Source organism: Primorskyibacter flagellatus (assembly GCF_048268605.1).
Classification (GTDB): Bacteria; Pseudomonadota; Alphaproteobacteria; order Rhodobacterales; family Rhodobacteraceae; genus Primorskyibacter; species Primorskyibacter flagellatus.
The window spans coordinates 170,323-186,936 of the sequence record NZ_JBLWVF010000004.1 but is presented as its reverse complement, the minus strand read 5'-3'; the positions used below and the strand labels follow the sequence as shown (position 1 = coordinate 186,936).

Below are 16,614 nucleotides of genomic sequence, written 5' to 3'. Positions count from 1 at the left end.
CCGCAGACATGTGATGTCGAAGGGGTTATCCCTTGCTCATCCGAAAGGCTTCGGCCTCGATCCCGATAAAGATGCGGCCGACCGTACCGACAGGCGCATAGAAGACAGAGTTCTTCGCCGCCTCCAGATCGGAAAAGAAATGCCCCGCCCATGGCGCGATATGCTTGTTGAAAAAGCTCTTTTGCGCTGCCAGATCCGCCGCCACGCCGAACCGGCCAACAATCATCGCACCCATCATCTCCATCAGGCTGGCGATATTGTCCTCTGGCTCGAACACGTTTTCGGCCCGCGCCAGCCCACGCGCCGACATGTCCTGCCGCAGCGTAGCAAGGGGCTTCTCGTTCAGGAAACCTGTCAGGTAGTAACTGGCATAGGGCAGCAACTCGCCCCGCGCCAATCCGATGAACAGGCGGTTGTATTCGCTTTCTACCGTTGCGGTCCGCGTCAGCTTTGCCAACTTCGCAAGGGTCGAGATCGCCTGACCCAAATCACTGTCATCGCCTGACAATCCGGCAGTCTGAATCAATAGGCCCTCATCTGGTGGGCGCGACAGGAGCAGCCCAAGAAAATTGTACAGGTCCGCGCGCAGGCGGTCCTCTTCATTGATGGCGATGATGTCGGGCGTGGCGGTCATTGCTTCCTCGGTGATGTGGCGTTTTCCTTGAAAGAAAATACCATGCGCCGCGCTGTCGGTGCGGCCTGCTCGGTGTCGTATGATCCGGCGATGTCGATGCAAGGCCCCGGCTCAGAGGCCGGGGCGGGGTCGGCCGAAACAACGGGTTGCGCTTCGTCGTCGGACGCGGGCAACACAGCCAACCCGTCCCGGACTTGATCCGGGACCTCCGCCGCCGCGACCTCTCCCTCCTCCTCGCGCTCCTGCTCAGCCTCCGCTGCGCGCGCCTGAATGGCCCTCAGCATGCCCTTGCCGACCTGATAGGTCGTCTGGAGATTCTCCACGACATTGGCCGCATCGGTAAAATCACCGCCATAATCCACCAAGCCATCGACATTCGCCAGCACAGGATCAAGTCGCCAAAGGCGCCGCAATGCCCGAGTTTTGAGCCGGTCCGGCAGAGCCGATTGCATGAAAGCCCGCACCTGTTCCCCGTCCGCGAGCATATCCGGGTCCGGCATCCCAGCCTCTGCCAGTAATTCCTCATCCCGGCGTTCGGCCAACTCCGTCTCGCGGGCCTGCGCGTCGGCCTCTGCCAGTGCGGCCTCTTGGGCGCGTTCCTCTGCTTGAACGGCGGATTTTCGGCGGGTCCAGAAGTCACTCATTGCAAACGCCTCCGCTTCAGCGTTGGCGAGGCGTAAATATCCGCCTCCTTGTCGATGCGGGGATCGCCAACGCCGTCCTGCACCAGATCCACCCGCAATTTGTCACGCTTGCGCTTGACGAAAATCTCATCGTGATGAAACTCTTCAATGAAGTCGCGCACCCATGCCACCAGCCCGTGCGGCATCGGAACTTTTTCGACGATCTCTTCGCCACTATCCGTGTAATCCTGCGCCTCGTAAGGTGAGGCCGTGACCAGCACCACATCCAACGGCATATCGTCCGCGCCCTCGCGCATCACGACATAGACACTGGGGATCGCTGCGGTCAGCCCGTGCAGATACGCTTCGGTATCAGAACCGTGAAGCTCCAGCACCACGGTTGCGGCATGATATTCCACGGCGTCACCTTCGCGGCGCAACTCGTGCCATCGCGCTGGCCCCGCGCCAGGCAATACTGCCGTCGCCGTCCAGCACCAGGGCACCCAGCGCGTAATGCCCGGCGCTTTGCGCAGAACAACTCCTAACGGCATGGTCCGATACTTATTCGGATTGTGCATCAAGTCGCTTGGCCTCCCCACGCCTACCATGCGCCAACAAGACGCGCCGACAAAACGCTTTTTTCATGCACATGCGCGCTTTGGGCTTGCTTTGGACAAAAAGGGGCGGCCTGACCCGCACACGGCAGACCAAGGGACGATTTGTCCAATCCGAGTATTTCCCTCTGGTTTCTGGAAGCTCCGCCCAACCGACTCAAGACATTCCCGTGGCGCGGCGATTTCCTGACGACACAATGAGCAAGGATAGAATAGCGGTTGTCGCGCGCCGCCAAAGAGGTCTAGGCTTTGGACGCGCGAGGCATGGCGAAACGAGGAATACGCCACCGCGCAAGGGAGGCACTAACTTGGCCAAAACATTGATAACATGCGATTGTCTGGGCAGTCAGGCCATCGACCACAAGGCCCTGAGTGCGGCAACAGGGCAGGACGTCCGGGCACCCTGTTCGGCGCTTTGTACACAGCAGATAGACCGCGCCGCCGCCGCTCTGACCCACGACGATACGATTTTCTGCTGCACCCAGGAGGCGCGAGTATTCGAGACGCTGGCGGCGGAACTGGGCACCGAGCCTCCTGCATTTCTGGACCTGCGCGACCGTGCCGGATGGACCGCCGACAAGGGCTCTACCCTGCCCAAAATGTCCGCGCTGATCGCCGAGGCGCTTTTGCCAGCGACACCGGAGAAAACCGTCGATGTCGTCTCCGAGGGGCTTTGCCTGATCCTTGGGCCAACGGACGTCGCGCTACAGGCAGCCGATCAGCTTTGTACGCATCTTGGCGTCACCGTCCTGCTGGACAGCGCGGCAGAGATCCCCGACACCCGCAGTTTTGACGTGATTGCCGGCCGGTTGCGCAAGGCAAAAGGCGCGCTTGGCCAATTCGAGGTTGAGATCGACGCGCTGCAACAGATTGAACCGGGGGGACGCGGCGCGTTTTCCCTCACCGAGCCGCGCGATGGCAGTGTATCGCAATGCGACGTGATCCTTGATCTGACGGGTGGGACGCCCCTGTTTCCAGCCCATGAAAAGCGCGAAGGCTATCTGCGCGCCGATCCCGACCATGCCCCCGGCGTCGCTTCGGCGGTCCTCGCAGCCTCGCATCTGGTGGGCACATTCGAAAAGCCGCTCTATGTGATGACAGAGCCGCTGCTTTGCGCGCATTCAAGGGCCGAACAGACCGGCTGTACGCGATGCCTCGACATTTGCCCGACAGGTGCGATTTCACCGGATGGCGACCATGTCAGCATCGACCCGATGATCTGCGCGGGCTGCGGTGCCTGTTCGGCGGTCTGCCCCTCGGGCGCTGTCAGCTATGACGCGCCGCCGGTGGCAGAGACGTTCCGCCGCGTACAGACCCTGGCGCAGGCCTATCTGGCGGCGGGCGGAACCGCGCCGCGCCTTCTGGTGCATGACGCCCACGGGGCCGAGATGATCCGCCTGTCGGCCCGGCATGGCCGCGGCCTGCCTGCCGATGTGGTTCCCCTCGAATTGCCCGCGATTGGCGCTTTCGGCCATGCCGAAGCAGTCGCGGGCCTTGCCGCCGGTTTCGCCTCAGTCAGCCTGCTGCCCGGACCGGGGGCCGAGATGGACGCCTTGGCAGCACAGATCGCGCTTGCGACGGCGATTGCCGGTCAGGACCGGACGAAGATCCTTGATTTGACCGACCCGGATGCGCTGTCAGATGCGCTTTATGCCGAGGCCGCGCCCGCCGCGCTGGACCAGCCCGTCCGCCCGATGGGAACCCGTCGCCAGATCACCCGGCAGGCCGCCCGCGCGCTGCATCCGCACGCGCAAACCCTGCCGTTGCCCGAGGGTGCACCTTATGGCGCGGTCCTGGTGGATACCGACGCCTGCACGCTTTGCCTGTCCTGCGTGTCGCTTTGCCCGTCCGGGGCGCTTGCCGACAACCCGGACCTGCCGCAACTGCGGTTCCAGGAGGATGCCTGCCTGCAATGCGGGTTGTGCGTCACCGTCTGCCCCGAGGATGCGCTGCGCCTTGTTCCCCGGCTGGACCTGACGGATGCCGCATTGACGCAGCAAGTCCTCAACGAAGAAGAGCCCTTTGCCTGTATCGAGTGCGGCGCGCTTTTCGGGGTGAAATCCACCATCGACCGGATCACCGAAAAGCTGCAAGATCACGCGATGTTCGCGGGTGGCGACAAGCTCAGGATGATCCAGATGTGTGACAATTGCCGGGTGAACGCACAGTTTCATTCCACCGACAATCCGTTTGCCGGCAAGGAACGCCCGCGCGTGCGCACCACCGAGGATTACCTGTCGAAGCGTCGCGATCACTGATGTTGCAAAGGGGCCCCAAGATCGGCCGCCGCCATCGTGGCGACGAAGGCCAGCACCGCCTCGACCTCGTCCAGTGTCAGGGTGACGGGTACGATGGGCGACGGTCTGTCGATCGGGAAATCGGGGGTAACGCCATCAATCAGGGTGAAGGCCGGATGCGGATTGAGGACGTAAAAACCCATGAACCGCTCTTCCCAGTCCGGCAGGCTGCGCAGCACCGCAAAGCTGGGGGTGGACCCGATGCCGCCACGCGCCGCCGCATCCACGACGTGACAACGCCCGCATTCCCGACGCGAGACCGCCTGACCCAGTGCCGGATCCCCGGCCAATTCCACGCGGGCAACCTGCGGCGCGGCCACTTTCGGCGGCGCGAACAACGGCGTGCCTTCAGGCGCAAAACCGATGATCGTGCGTTGACCCACCTGCGACGTCAGCCAATCGGCCAACCGTTTTGTGCCGGGATGATCCGGGCGGCCCACCCCCATGTGCCATGTCCGGCCCGCGCCATGAAACAGCGCCCGGCCCTCATCGCCCAGAACGATGTCCGCGCCCTCGGCACCCTCCAGCAAGGCGACCTTGACTTGCGTCTTGAGCGAAAAACGCGGCAGGATGTGACGCAGCAGGCCGGTTTCGACCAATGCGGGCGGAGCGTAAAGCTGCACCAGCTTGTCTTGCGCCCGGCCTGTCATTGGCGTCATACCAAGGACCAGAGCAGCTATCAGGATGCGCCACGGCATGAGGGCAGGTTAGGCCTGCATTGTGGCGCGCGTCAATCACCAGCAAAGGAGATCAGGATATGAGCGAAGATTTCAACATGTCGATGCGGAAGTTTCTTAAACAGGTTGGCGTGACCTCGCAGCAGGCCATCGAAGAGGCGATGCGCGACAAGGGAGCGCCGGGCAAGTCCTATGCCGTCAAGGCCGTTGTCACCATCGAAGAGCTGGACATGACCCACGAGGTCACCGGCAAGATCACCAATCAGGACTGATCCCATGACCGCCAGCAGAGAGGCCGTTCTGGCAGCCCTCAAGGCTTTCGACGACCCTGTCGCAGGCGGCGATATCGTGGCAAGCGGCGTGGTGCGTGCGTTGAATGTGGATGCAGGCACCGTTCGCTTCGTGATGGAGATCGCACCAAGCCACGCCGATGCCTATACGCAGATCAAAGCGCAGGCAGAGGCGGCGCTGGTGGCGCTTGACGGGGTGTCTCAGGTCTCTGTCGTGATGACCGGGCATACCGAAAAGGCACCGCCCGATCTGCGCCCGCAACGCCCTGCCGAACCCAAAGGGCCAGAGCGGATACCGGGGGTGGACCACATCATTGCCATCGCCTCGGGCAAGGGCGGTGTGGGCAAATCCACCGTGGCGGCCAACATCGCCTGCGCGCTGGCCCAGCAGGGCCGCCGCGTGGGTTTGCTGGATGCCGATGTCTACGGGCCGTCACAGCCGCGCATGTTGGGCATATCGGGACGCCCGGCCAGTCCGGATGGCAAGATCATCCTGCCGATGCGCAACCACGGCGTCACCATGATGTCGATCGGGTTGATGACCAACGAGGATCAGGCTGTGGTCTGGCGCGGACCGATGCTGATGGGCGCGCTTCAGCAGATGATGATGCAGGTGCAGTGGGGCGCGCTGGATGTGCTGCTGGTCGATCTGCCGCCGGGCACCGGGGACGTGCAGATGACGCTGAGCCAGAAGGCAAAGGTCGACGGCGCGATCATCGTGTCCACGCCGCAGGACATCGCGCTGCTGGATGCGCGCAAGGGGATCGACATGTTCAACCAGTTGAACGTGCCCATCCTTGGCATGATCGAGAATATGAGCACGCATATCTGTTCCGCTTGCGGCCATGAGGAACACGTTTTCGGCCATGGCGGCGTTACGACAGAGGCGGCAAAGCTGGGCGTTCCGCTGCTGGCCGAAGTGCCGCTGGATCTGCAAATCCGGCTCGCCGCCGATGGCGGCGCGCCGATCACCGTCAGCCAGCCCGACGGCAAACAGGCCCGTGCCTTTCACGATATCGCCGCCGCGCTGGTGGCAAAGGGCGTGGCATGACGCCAGACCACGACGCGCCGACATTTCCGCCGCTGATGTGGGGCGAACCCGCGCAGGGCAACGCGTTCGATCACGCCTGCATGCGCGCGACGATGGGCTGCGACGCGGGTCTGGTGGCCTATGTGCTTGGGCCCCTTCAGGTCGAGGCGGCGCTGGTCTTCGCGCCCGAAGTCCCGCTTGCCAAAGCCATGGCGATGCTGCCGCTCTGCGGTGTGGGGTTACAGAACGCGCTTGGCGCGCTGGCCCCGCCCGAGGTCGCCGTGCACCTTGGATGGGAAGGCGGCATTCGCGTCAATGGCGCGGGCTGTGGCCGGTTTCGGGTCATGGCCTCGGATGTCGATCCGGCGGCCATGGTGGACTGGCTGGTCGTGGGTTTTGCTCTGCCTCTGCTGCCGGAAGACGATGCAGGCGCAACCCCGGACCGGACCGCGCTTTACGCCGAAGGCTGTGCCGATATTGCCCCGCCCGCGTTGATCGAAAGCTGGTCGCGCCATACGCTGAACTGGATCAACCGATGGGAAACCGAAGGTCCGCAACCTCTGCATGCCGAGTGGCGCGGGCTTGCATTCGGCATCGGCGAACCCGCCGCCCCCGAGGGCCAGAGCGGCACTTTTCTGGGCATTGACGAAGATTTCGGAATGTTGCTGCGCACCGGGACCGCCACCCGCCTTATCCCGCTTACGACGCTATTGGAGAGCCCGCCATGAAACTCGCCCGCGCCATCCATTTCGACGAAAGCGATCAGCGTGTCTTTGCCAGCCCGGCGCGGACCGGCGAATGGTGCATTTCCGGCGGGTTCGAGTTTTCCAACTGGACCGAGGCCGACCTGTCCGGCAAAGCGCGCCAGGCCTTCGCCAACGGCTGGCTGGGGCTGGAAACCGGCGGGCGCGTGACCTTTGTCGCGGTCACGGCGGTTGAACCGTCCGAGGTCGAGACACTGACCGGCCTTCTGGCACAGCATTTCGTGACCTATTACGGTGCCCCCTCGCCCGAGGCCGCGCGGCCTGTTGCTGCCGAAGAAATCGCGCAGATGACCGACCTGTGCGAAGATCACGCGCCCAACACGCTGCTGACCGTCGCCCGCGAATTGACCGAGGCAGGCGTGCGCGAGGCGTTCCGGGTGATCGAGGCTCAGGATGCCGGGCTGGACCAGTTCGCCATCCATGGCGATGTCGAAGGCTGACCAGTTTGGGGTCACATTGAAAAGCTTCTGACGGCCCCAGCGGGAGACGAAAACGGCGTCTCACCATCGCTCGTGCATCCCTTGATCAACGCGCAGGCACTGTCAAACGTACCCCACATTTGCCGCATTCTGCGCGTGGTCATCCAGTTTGAGATAAGTGTTTTGATTGAACAAGACAGGTTCAACGGCCCCGGACCGCTCCGATCTTAGGGCACCAGCGCAGGTTTGCACCGGGTTGCGGTAACGCGTAGGCTTTGGTGGCCCGAGGAGAGTTCCCCACATGACCTCAGTTCGCCTGCGTCTGCTTTTTCTGGCGCTTGCCCCGCTGGTTCTGTTGATGCCCTTTCTGCTTGTGATCGGCATGACGCGCTGGACGGCGGATTACGACAAGCTTTTGATCGCGAATGTCGAAAGCGACCTGCGCATCGCCGAGCAATACCTCGCGCAGCTTACCGAAAAAACGGGCGACGAATTATTGGGAATCGCGGGCTCTGTCGAATTTGCGCGCAAATTGGCGGCAGGACCATCTGCACAGAAAACCTTCCTTGCACAAAAGCGCGCAGAGCTTGGTTTGGATTTCCTGTCCTACTTGCCACGCGACAGCGCCCGGAACGCGGCGACCCGCTGGCCGGTCATCGCCGAAGCGCTTGCTGGCAGGGCCAAGACAAGCATCGACATCTTTGACGCCGAAGCGCTGGCAGCCCTGCCCGGTGATCTTACCCGTCGCGCCCGGATCGACCTGATCGACACCGAGGCCGCCGTCCCCACCGATCGCACGGCCGAAGATCGCGGCATGGTGGTGCATTCGGCAAGCCCGGTGCGGCTGACCGGCCAGGAAGGCGTGCTGGTGGGCGGCAGCCTTCTGAACCGCAACCTGGATTTCATAGATGCGATCAACGACTTGGTCTACCTCAACGCCGTGACCGGCGGCGACAGGCAAGGCACGGCGACCCTGTTTCTGGAGGATGTGCGGATCTCGACCAATGTGCGTCTGTTCGAAAACGTGCGGGCACTTGGCACCCGCGTTTCTGCCGCCGTGCGCGGCACCGTGCTGGGCGAGGGGCGCACCTGGCTGGACAGCGCCTTCGTGGTAAACGACTGGTATATTTCCGGCTACATGCCCCTGACCGACAGTTTCGGGGAACGTGTCGGCATGCTTTATGTAGGCTTTCTGGAGGCCCCCTTCGCCGCAGCCAAACGCGGGGCCATCTTGTGGATGCTGGGGGCGTTTGCGGCAGTTCTGGCCGTCTCCGCACCGGTGTTTCTATGGATGGCCAAGGGTATTTTCGCACCGTTGGAACGCATGACCCAAACGATGGGCCGCGTGGGCGAAGGCGACCTGTCCGCCCGCATCGGACAGGTAAATGCCAGAGGCGAGATTGGCGCGGTCGCCGGACATCTCGACGATCTGCTGGATCAGGTACAGGATCGCGACCGTCGGTTGCGGGCCTGGGCGGATGACCTGAACCAACGCGTCGATGAACGCACCGCGCAGCTGCGCGACGCGAATGACAGGCTGGAGGACACCTACCGTCAGCTTGTGGTCAGCGAGAAGCTGGCCTCGATCGGCGTGATCACCGCCGGCGTCGCGCATGAGATCAACAATCCCGTCGCCGTCATTCAGGGCAACGTAGATGTGATCCGCGAGACTTTGGGCGACGGCAGCGCGAAGGTGCAAACAGAGCTGAACCTGATAGATGACCAGGTCACCCGGATTGCGGTGATCGTCGGCAAGTTGCTGCATTTCGCCGGTCCCGGCGAAGGCGGCGACCAAGCCGAGGTGAATGATCTGAAACCCGTGGTGAATGACTGTCTGGTGCTGGTCAAACACGCGATTTCAAAGGGTGAAATCGCGGTCCACACGACGTTTCATCCCGCCCCGCTGGTCTGCGTCGACGCGGGTGAGATGCAGCAGGTCATCATTAATCTGATCGTCAACGCCGTACAGGCGATGAACCGACACGGGCGGCTGGAGCTGGAGCTTGGACAACAACATCGCGATGGCACCGCCGGAGCTTACCTGATCGTCCGCGACACCGGGCCAGGCATGCCCGAAGATATCCTGTCTTCGGTGTTCGATCCATTTTTCACGACAAAGCGCGGGCTGGGCACCGGCTTGGGCTTGTCCATCTCTCAAACGCTGGTGCAACGCGCGGGCGGCCGCATCAGTGCGCGCAACCGATCCACTGGCGGTGCCGAGTTCACCGTGTGGCTGCCGGCGGCGGATCCAGATGAGGAAACGGTCGACGATGGACCGGACCCGCCCCGGGCTTGACCCGGGGCCTTTGGGCTGGCCGACCGCGAGGCCCCGGGTCAAGCCCGGGGCGGGCTGCGATCACGGCGGACATCCTGCACGCAGCAGTCATCCGAACTGCTCAACCCTCATCCTATTCATGGGGTGGGCAACGGCGTGATTTGCTTGAGGTCGAATATCGTTGTCGGCTTACCAGACTTTTTCGGTTTTTCTCATGCACCTCTGAGCCCCTGTTCGGTCAGTCGTTCTTAACCGACGGGACTGGTAGCTTGCCCTTGGTGTAGGAATCCTCGTCCCGAGAAGATTCTCATCTCTTTATGGCAGTGATGGACAGCGCCATCCGACGGTCATATGTCTGTGCACATGGAATGGGATAACGAACTCGACGCCAGCGGATTGCTTTGCCCGCTGCCCGTATTGAAAGCGCGCAAACGCCTACAGGACATGGCCCAAGGGCAGGTGCTGCGGATGCTTGCCACCGATCCTGCTGCGGTGGTGGACGTGCCGCATTTCTGCGCGGAATCAGGGCATGAATTGATCAGCATGGAAGAAGAAATCGATGCGCAGGTATACCTGATCCGACGCGGCTGAGCGTTCAGACCACGCCAAGGCTCGAATATGGCAGGTACTTGACTGGCGTGCCAGGCGCAACATCCATCGCCTCATCAGGCAGTTCCACCAATCCGTCCGCCCAGGAAAGCCCACCGATTCGGCCCGACCCCTCAGATGCAAAGACCTCGGCCGCCCCATCCGTGTTCAGCCGGGCCCGCAGGTATTCCCGGCGGCCCGGTTTCTTGAACTTCGTGAAAGCCGCCGGAACGGTGAAGCCTTGCGGCACCAGCCACCCGGCCCCCGCCATCAGCGAAAACGCGGGGCGGGCGAAAATCAGTGCGCAGACCAGCGCCGCCACCGGGTTGCCCGGCAAACCGAATACCGGCGTCCCGCCCCAGAGTGCCAGCGCCAGAGGTCGCCCCGGTTTCAACGCGATGCGCCAGCTGGACAGCGCCCCACGCGCGCGCAGCAAGGCCGAGACGTGATCCTCATCCCCTGCCGATGCGCCGCCCGAGGTCAGGATCACGTCGGCCCGCGCAGCCCCGTCGTTCAGCCGGGCGGCAATCGCTTCGGGGTCGTCGCGCGCATGGCCAAGATCGACCGCCTGATACCCCCAGTTCTGCGCCAGTGTCAGCAGCATCGGGCGGTTGGCATCCCAGATCTGATGCGGCAATGCAGGCAAGTCCGGCGCGGCGATGATCTCGTCCCCCGTGGACAGCACTCCGACGCGCAGAGGCCGGAAGACCTGAACCTCGGGCACGCCGAGCGCTGACAGCAGCGCCAGATCAGGCGCGCGCAAACGGTGGCCTGCAGGCAAGGCAAGCGCTCCCTGCACCACGTCTTCGCCCGCTTTGCGCGTATTGGCACGCGGCTTCACCGGCCCGTCAAAGACGACCGCCGCACCATCATTGGCAGTGTCTTCTTCCAGCACCACCGTATCCACGCCATCGGGCAGGATCGCGCCCGTCAGAATGCGGATGGCGGCCCCTTGCGGCACTGTCCCTTCAAACGGCTGGCCAGCGGCGGCGCGCCCCTCGACCAGCGGCAGGCGCTGTGGCCCCTCCCCTGTTGCCGCATGGGCAAAACCGTAGCCATCCACGGCAGAGTTCGGCCGGGGCGGATTGGATCGCCGCGCCAGGCACTCGGCAGCGAGAACCCGCCCGGCGGCCTGTGTCGTCGGGCAGGTTTCCTGCATCGTTATCGGCTTCAACGCCGCGCGCAATCGGTCCAATGCGTCATCCACCGGCACCCAATCCACACCCTGCGGCATGGCAAAGCAATCATCCCGCAAGCGGGGTGGTTCTTGCGTCGCAGGCACAGCCCGGCGCAACGCCATTTGATGCCCTGCCCCCAGAATCCAGCCCTCTTCGGCGATGAGATCCGCGTCTTGGGACGGGTCCATGAGGGCTGTCAGATCACCTCTCACAGATTGCGTATAAAGCGCCTGAGCCAGAAGCCGGACCTGCGCTTCGTCCATTGCCATCGCGGGATTGGCGGCACACAGCGCCTTGCATTCGGCCGACAGCATCGAGGGGTAAACCTCTGCCACCGTTACAGCCGCATCGGTCGGCTCAAACGGCCAGACCGCCAGTTGCCCGGCAAACCGCGCCCGCAGGCGATGCACCATCGCCATACCCATCAGGCCTTGCGCGCCGACCGCACCAGCGCCCGACAGTTGCCAGACGGATTTCGGCCGTGCGCCCGGTCCGGTGGCCGATGTTTCCGCCTTGCGCGCTGCGGCCAGTCCCTCGGGCAAGTCGGGCCTGGTGCGCGGTAAGCCCGGTATGTCAGCCTTGCGCGCGTTGCCCCAGAACGGCCCCTGTCCTGGAAAGGCTGCGTTGGCCTCGGCCGCGACATGCAGCAGGTTATGTGCATTGTCCGGCCCGTCCACCACACGGGCCGCCAGCCATGCCCAGACCGCCTGTGCGCGCGCTTCGCCAGTCAGATGCCGCGCAAAGCCAGCGGGATGGCCCAGATTGAAATCCACCCCGAGCAACAGGCGCTGCCCCCCCGCCAATGTCTCTGCAATCAGGGTTTCCAGCCGTGCTTCGGCCTCGGTGCGCGTTGGCAGATTTTCGGCGGTGACACCGGCGCTGTCCACAATGCCCAGCCAGATGGAATCCTTGCCCAGCCGGGGTTTGCCAGCGGTGGACCAATCCAGAATTGCGACGCGGTCCACCTTCACAGCCCGACCTCGCGCAGGATGAAATCCGCAATCGCGGCAGTGTCGTCCAGATCCATGCAGGGCAATGACAGATCGGGATGCGGAACGTCCGACGCGACGGCGCGGATCGTGTCATTCCGATCCGCCAGTGGCGGCTTGCCGTTTTGTGTGCGGAAGGCTTCGATCTTGGGATACGGCTCGCGCTTGTAGCCCTCGATCAACACCAGATCGACGGGAGACAGCCGCGCCAGCAAATCGGAAAGCGCAGGCTCCGGCGCGTCGCGCAACTCATGCATCAAGGCCCAGCGATGTGGCGAAGCCAACAGCACCTCGCGCGCGCCCGCCGCGCGGTGGCGAAAGCTGTCACGACCGGGCTGATCCACATCCGTATCGTGATGCGCGTGTTTCACGGTCGAGACCGTCAGCCCACGACCACAGATTTCAGCGACCAGACGCTCCATCAACCCGGTCTTTCCGGCATTCTTCCAGCCTGTGACGCCATATACTTTCATAGCATCGCCTGCGCGCGGGCCAGATCCTCTGGCGTGTTGACGTTGAAGAACGGATCAAGCCCGTCCGAAGGGAACAGCGCCTCGCGGCCACCGTGCCGGTCGGTCCACAGAACGACTTTCTTCAACCCGTCCCGCAACGCGTCCCGCAGGTCATCGCGCAGCGCAACCGGCCAAAGGCCAAAGGTCGGATGCCGGATCAGGCCCGAGCGCGATTTTGACTTGGTCTGCGCATCGCCCTTGGTTGCGGCCAGTACCAGCGGATGCGCCTGCCCTTCGGAGGCCAGCAGAAGCTGCGGCACCAGATCGCACGGAAAAAACGGCGTGTCAGCGGCGACGGAGATCAAGGCATCTGCCCCTTGTTCTGCTGCCCAGTCCAACCCTGCAAGCACCCCTGCCAGTGGGCCAAGAAACCCCTGAAGGCTATCCGGCACAACCGGCAGGTCAAAATCCGCAAAGCGCGCGGGATCGCCATTCGCGTTCAAGGCCAGCCCGGCCACCTGCGGCGCCAACCGGTCGATGACATGCGATAAAAGCGGCGCGCCGGCAAGATCCAGCAGCGCCTTGTCGCCACCGCCCATACGGGTCGCCTGCCCGCCTGCCAGAATGATCCCGTAAGGTTGTTTCATGTGGCCGACTTGCGCCGCGAACGCGCGCTTTCCTCAGGCACGCTGGCGGGGTCAGTATCGCGCACCAGCCGATCCTCGCCGCTGAGGCAGACAAACCGCTGCCCGCGCATCCGGCCTATCAAGGTCAGTCCGACCTGCTGCGCGATTTCTACACCCCAGGCGGTGAAACCCGACCGAGAGGCCAGCGCGGGGATGCCCATCAGCGCGGTCTTGATGACCATCTCCGATGTCAGCCGTCCGGTCGTATAAAGGATCTTGTCGTCTGCTGACACGTCATGGCGAAACATGAAGCCTGCGATCTTGTCGACGGCGTTGTGTCGACCGACATCCTCCATATAGACCAGCGGGCGATCCTGCTGACACAGCACCGTGCCATGAATAGCACCCGCCTCAAGATACAGCGACGGCGTGGTATTGATCTGCCGCGCCAGCGCATAAAGCCAGCTTGTCCGGATCCGGGCGGCGGGCAGTGTCAGCCCCTCCAGCCCCTCCATCATATCGCCAAAGACCGTGCCGACCGCGCAACCGCTGGTGCGGGTCTTCTTTTGCAGCTTTTCCTCGTAGGTCGTCTCGCGCGCAGTGCGCACCACCACGGTCTCGATCTCGTCGTCGTAATCGACGCCAGTGACCACGTCATCGGCGCGCAGCATGCCCTGATTGCGCAGGAAACCCAGCGCCAGATATTCCGGGTGATCGCCGATGGTCATCGCCGTCACGATCTCTTGCCGGTTGAGATACATGGTCAGGGGGCGCTCTTCGACCACGGCAATTTCCGTGGCCGCGCCGGTATGGTCCGTCCCGGTGATCCGGCGCGTCAGTCGAGGGTCGCCGGGATTGGGCAGCACGGGATAATCAGGCGGCTGTATCATGCGGTCACTTTCCTGTTCGGCGGGCATCATGTATGCGGGTCGGCAGAGTTGCAAGGGACGTAACATGCTGGGCTATGTGGTGGCTGACGGGCGCGGAGCGGCGGATCGGTTGATCCGGGACGTGGCCGCGCGGCTGCGTGACAAAGGGCTACGCCTGACAGGTGCGGTGCAGGTCAATCCGGAAGGCAAACCGGCGCATAAATGCCACATGGATCTGCATATCCTGTCCGGAACAGAGGTGGTGCGGATCAGTCAGGATCTTGGCACGCATTCACAGGGCTGCCGACTGGATCCAGACGGGCTGGAACGCGCAGTCGGGCTGGTCACCGCAGGGCTTGACGATGGCGCAGACCTGTTGGTGGTGAACAAATTCGGCAAGCAGGAAATGGACGGGCGCGGCTTTCGACCGGTAATCGCCGAGGCGCTGTCGCGCGATATTCCGGTGCTGGTTGCGGTCAATCCCGGATCGCTGGACGCGTTTCTGACCTATGCCGAGGACCTGGCAGAGCCGCTGGAACCGGATGTCTCGACGGTCGCCGCCTGGTGCCTGCGGCAAAGGGCCTCAGACCACGTTTGAAAATTCTGATCCGTTTCGGACGTCGTTCTGCGGAATATTTCAGATCGCAAAGATATCGTTGATATGGTCCCGCAGATAGATCCGCAGCCACGGTGTATAGCGCTCTGGTCTGCGGGTGGTGTCCGCGACCAACGCGTCAAGGTCGATCCACGCGACCTCTGCCACCTCGTCAGGGTTCAGAACGCACTCAGTGTCGTCCGACGCCTCGGCGGTGAATATCTCGACGACCTCATCCTCGGTCAGTCCGCCGCCCACATCGGCGCGATAATGCACCTGCCCGCGATGGCGGATCGGCAGGCCCTCGATGCCCAGTTCCTGCTGCAACCGTCGCGTTGCGCAGTCCTCTGCCGCCTCGTCCCAGTAAGGATGCGTGCAGCAGGCATTCGCCCAAAGCCCCGGCGTATGGTATTTCGTCAGCGCGCGACGCTGGATCAGCGTCTGCGCTCCGCACATCACGAAAACCGACACCGCCTTGTGGCGCAGGCCGCGGCGATGCACCTCCAGCTTTTCGACAGGGCACAGCGTGCCGTCCACCCATGCGGGGATCATCGTTTCCATTTGGCTGCCGTTTTCCTTGTCCGACGGCCCTCGCGGGGCCGCCCTGCTGTACCGGTCCATCGAATTAGCACGACATGGCAAACCGGGTCCATATGGCTTGCTGACAGGGATCACCGATGCTCCGCACGGAACACCATGTCGTGAAGCCGCTGGATTGCACGGCTCCGATCATGCCAATGTGCGGAATTGTCCGGTCCGGCGCGGAAAGACCCGTCGTTTCGACAAGACACGATAACACAGGACGCCCAATGCGGGCATGACGAAAAAAGGAACCGAAAGCCTGAGACGCGTTGCGATGATAACCACGGAGCCATGCGCCCTGCCTTTGATTGGGCGCGCACCGCCGATGCGCCGGGCTGTGAGACGCCGCAAACCGGTGCCGAACTCGCGCGGTTTCTCGGTGGCGGTCAAGTTCGGCGGTGCCGCGCTTCGTCGCGCCAACCGTGCAGGTTTGCCCCGCAAGGTAGGTTTCCGATGATCGACGCAGCCCTTTTGCCTCTGCAAAGACGCCTACTTGAGCCGCTCGCCAAGGCCATTGCCGCCCGCGGTATCAGTGCCGACCATCTGACACTGGCGGGTTTCGGGATCGGTCTTTTGGCCATACCCTCACTGGCGTTTGGATCTTACGGCGTTGCTTTGACGCTGATCGCTCTGAACCGACTTTTCGACGGGCTGGACGGTGCGGTCGCGCGCCTGACCAGCCCCACCGATCGCGGCGCTTTCCTGGATATCGCGCTGGACTTCGCCTTCTACGCATTGGTGCCGCTGGGATTTGCGCTGGCCGATCCGGCGCAGAACGCCCTGCCTGCCGCCGTGTTGATCGCGGCGTTTGTCGGCACCGGGTCATCCTTTCTGGCCTTTGCGGTCATCGCAGGTCAACGCGGGCTGCGGCCAGAGGCCTATCCCACCAAGGGGATCTATTACCTTGGCGGGCTGACCGAAGGCGCGGAAACCATCGGTCTGTTTGTTGCCATGTGCCTGTTTCCGGACCTGTTCCCTGTGCTGGCATTGATGTTCGCTGCGGCCTGCGCGATCACGACCCTGACACGCTGGTGGCAGGGATGGCAGGCTTTTGCCCAACCGCCCGCATGACGCAGGGCACTTTTTTGACATAGACGACCACGACAAAGGAT

18 protein-coding genes are annotated in these 16,614 nt (G+C 63.3%); 9 read left to right on the top strand and 9 right to left on the bottom strand.

Annotated elements, in window-relative coordinates; translation table 11 throughout:
• Nucleotides 1-25: 25 nt before the first annotated feature.
• Genes ACN0WV_RS07260 through ACN0WV_RS07250 form a run of 3 tightly spaced genes read right to left on the bottom strand, consistent with a single transcriptional unit; the run spans nt 26 to nt 1,808 of the window.
• Nucleotides 26-634 carry a TorD/DmsD family molecular chaperone gene (locus tag ACN0WV_RS07260; RefSeq protein ID WP_417604693.1) on the bottom strand — a complete coding sequence of 203 codons (609 nt, stop codon included), beginning with the start codon at nt 632-634 and terminating at the stop codon, nt 26-28.
• Nucleotides 631-1,278, bottom strand: coding sequence for a DUF3306 domain-containing protein (locus ACN0WV_RS07255; protein WP_417604691.1), 648 nt, complete (start codon nt 1,276-1,278; stop codon nt 631-633). The genes ACN0WV_RS07260 and ACN0WV_RS07255 overlap by 4 nt, the downstream gene beginning before the upstream one ends.
• Nucleotides 1,275-1,808 carry a DUF3305 domain-containing protein gene (locus tag ACN0WV_RS07250; RefSeq protein ID WP_417604778.1) on the bottom strand — a complete coding sequence of 178 codons (534 nt, stop codon included), beginning with the start codon at nt 1,806-1,808 and terminating at the stop codon, nt 1,275-1,277. Before ACN0WV_RS07250 ends, ACN0WV_RS07255 begins: the two co-directional genes overlap by 4 nt.
• A gap of 371 nt (nt 1,809-2,179) precedes the next feature.
• Between ACN0WV_RS07250 and ACN0WV_RS07245 the strand changes: the two genes are divergently transcribed.
• Complete coding sequence (locus ACN0WV_RS07245) at nt 2,180-4,129, top strand: 4Fe-4S binding protein (RefSeq protein WP_417604689.1); 1,950 nt, start codon at nt 2,180-2,182, stop codon at nt 4,127-4,129.
• On the opposite strand, the gene ACN0WV_RS07240 is transcribed toward ACN0WV_RS07245, so the two are convergent.
• Nucleotides 4,123-4,866 (bottom strand): hypothetical protein, encoded by a 744-nt coding sequence (locus tag ACN0WV_RS07240; protein ID WP_417604687.1) that lies wholly within the window; start codon nt 4,864-4,866, stop codon nt 4,123-4,125. The genes ACN0WV_RS07245 and ACN0WV_RS07240 overlap by 7 nt on opposite strands.
• A gap of 59 nt (nt 4,867-4,925) precedes the next feature.
• On the opposite strand from ACN0WV_RS07240, the gene ACN0WV_RS07235 reads away from it, so the two are divergent.
• The 6 genes from ACN0WV_RS07235 to ACN0WV_RS07210 all read left to right on the top strand — a co-directional run bounded on the left by ACN0WV_RS07235 (nt 4,926) and on the right by ACN0WV_RS07210 (nt 10,214).
• Nucleotides 4,926-5,117 (top strand): DUF6494 family protein, encoded by a 192-nt coding sequence (locus ACN0WV_RS07235; protein ID WP_417604686.1) that lies wholly within the window; start codon nt 4,926-4,928, stop codon nt 5,115-5,117.
• Between the two features lie 4 nt (nt 5,118-5,121).
• Nucleotides 5,122-6,186, top strand: coding sequence for an Mrp/NBP35 family ATP-binding protein (locus tag ACN0WV_RS07230; protein WP_417604684.1), 1,065 nt, complete (start codon nt 5,122-5,124; stop codon nt 6,184-6,186).
• Nucleotides 6,183-6,893 (top strand): biotin/lipoate--protein ligase family protein, encoded by a 711-nt coding sequence (locus ACN0WV_RS07225; protein ID WP_417604682.1) that lies wholly within the window; start codon nt 6,183-6,185, stop codon nt 6,891-6,893. Before ACN0WV_RS07230 ends, ACN0WV_RS07225 begins: the two co-directional genes overlap by 4 nt.
• Nucleotides 6,890-7,369, top strand: coding sequence for a DUF6505 family protein (locus ACN0WV_RS07220; RefSeq protein ID WP_417604680.1), 480 nt, complete (start codon nt 6,890-6,892; stop codon nt 7,367-7,369). Before ACN0WV_RS07225 ends, ACN0WV_RS07220 begins: the two co-directional genes overlap by 4 nt.
• Nucleotides 7,370-7,649: 280 nt before the next feature.
• The gene (locus ACN0WV_RS07215; protein WP_417604678.1) at nt 7,650-9,644 is read left to right on the top strand and encodes a sensor histidine kinase; all 1,995 of its coding nucleotides are present in this window, start codon (nt 7,650-7,652) and stop codon (nt 9,642-9,644) included.
• A 342-nt stretch (nt 9,645-9,986) separates the two neighbouring features.
• Entirely contained in the window at nt 9,987-10,214 is a 228-nt protein-coding gene (locus ACN0WV_RS07210; protein WP_417604676.1) for a sulfurtransferase TusA family protein, read from the top strand.
• A gap of 4 nt (nt 10,215-10,218) precedes the next feature.
• Here ACN0WV_RS07210 and ACN0WV_RS07205 read toward each other — a convergent pair whose 3' ends face one another.
• Genes ACN0WV_RS07205 through ACN0WV_RS07190 form a run of 4 tightly spaced genes read right to left on the bottom strand, consistent with a single transcriptional unit; the run spans nt 10,219 to nt 14,346 of the window.
• Nucleotides 10,219-12,360: a molybdopterin-binding protein gene (locus tag ACN0WV_RS07205; RefSeq protein WP_417604674.1), complete on the bottom strand. Its 2,142-nt coding sequence runs from the start codon at nt 12,358-12,360 to the stop codon at nt 10,219-10,221.
• The gene (mobB, locus tag ACN0WV_RS07200; RefSeq protein ID WP_417604672.1) at nt 12,357-12,851 is read right to left on the bottom strand and encodes a molybdopterin-guanine dinucleotide biosynthesis protein B; all 495 of its coding nucleotides are present in this window, start codon (nt 12,849-12,851) and stop codon (nt 12,357-12,359) included. Before mobB ends, ACN0WV_RS07205 begins: the two co-directional genes overlap by 4 nt.
• On the bottom strand, nt 12,848-13,477 hold the full coding sequence (mobA, locus tag ACN0WV_RS07195; RefSeq protein ID WP_417604670.1) for a molybdenum cofactor guanylyltransferase MobA: 630 nt from the start codon (nt 13,475-13,477) through the stop codon (nt 12,848-12,850). The genes mobB and mobA overlap by 4 nt, the downstream gene beginning before the upstream one ends.
• On the bottom strand, nt 13,474-14,346 hold the full coding sequence (locus ACN0WV_RS07190) for a formate dehydrogenase accessory sulfurtransferase FdhD (protein ID WP_417604668.1): 873 nt from the start codon (nt 14,344-14,346) through the stop codon (nt 13,474-13,476). Before ACN0WV_RS07190 ends, mobA begins: the two co-directional genes overlap by 4 nt.
• Nucleotides 14,347-14,410: 64 nt before the next feature.
• On the opposite strand from ACN0WV_RS07190, the gene ACN0WV_RS07185 reads away from it, so the two are divergent.
• Nucleotides 14,411-14,923, top strand: a complete 513-nt coding sequence (locus ACN0WV_RS07185; RefSeq protein WP_417604777.1) for a DUF2478 domain-containing protein — start codon at nt 14,411-14,413, stop codon at nt 14,921-14,923.
• A 39-nt stretch (nt 14,924-14,962) separates the two neighbouring features.
• Here the strand turns inward: ACN0WV_RS07185 and idi are convergent, their stop codons facing one another.
• The gene (idi, locus tag ACN0WV_RS07180; RefSeq protein WP_417604667.1) at nt 14,963-15,481 is read right to left on the bottom strand and encodes an isopentenyl-diphosphate delta-isomerase; all 519 of its coding nucleotides are present in this window, start codon (nt 15,479-15,481) and stop codon (nt 14,963-14,965) included.
• Between the two features lie 474 nt (nt 15,482-15,955).
• Here idi and ACN0WV_RS07175 point away from each other — a divergent pair, with 474 nt between their 5' ends.
• Nucleotides 15,956-16,573 carry a CDP-alcohol phosphatidyltransferase family protein gene (locus tag ACN0WV_RS07175; protein WP_417604665.1) on the top strand — a complete coding sequence of 206 codons (618 nt, stop codon included), beginning with the start codon at nt 15,956-15,958 and terminating at the stop codon, nt 16,571-16,573.
• Nucleotides 16,574-16,614 lie beyond the last annotated feature (41 nt).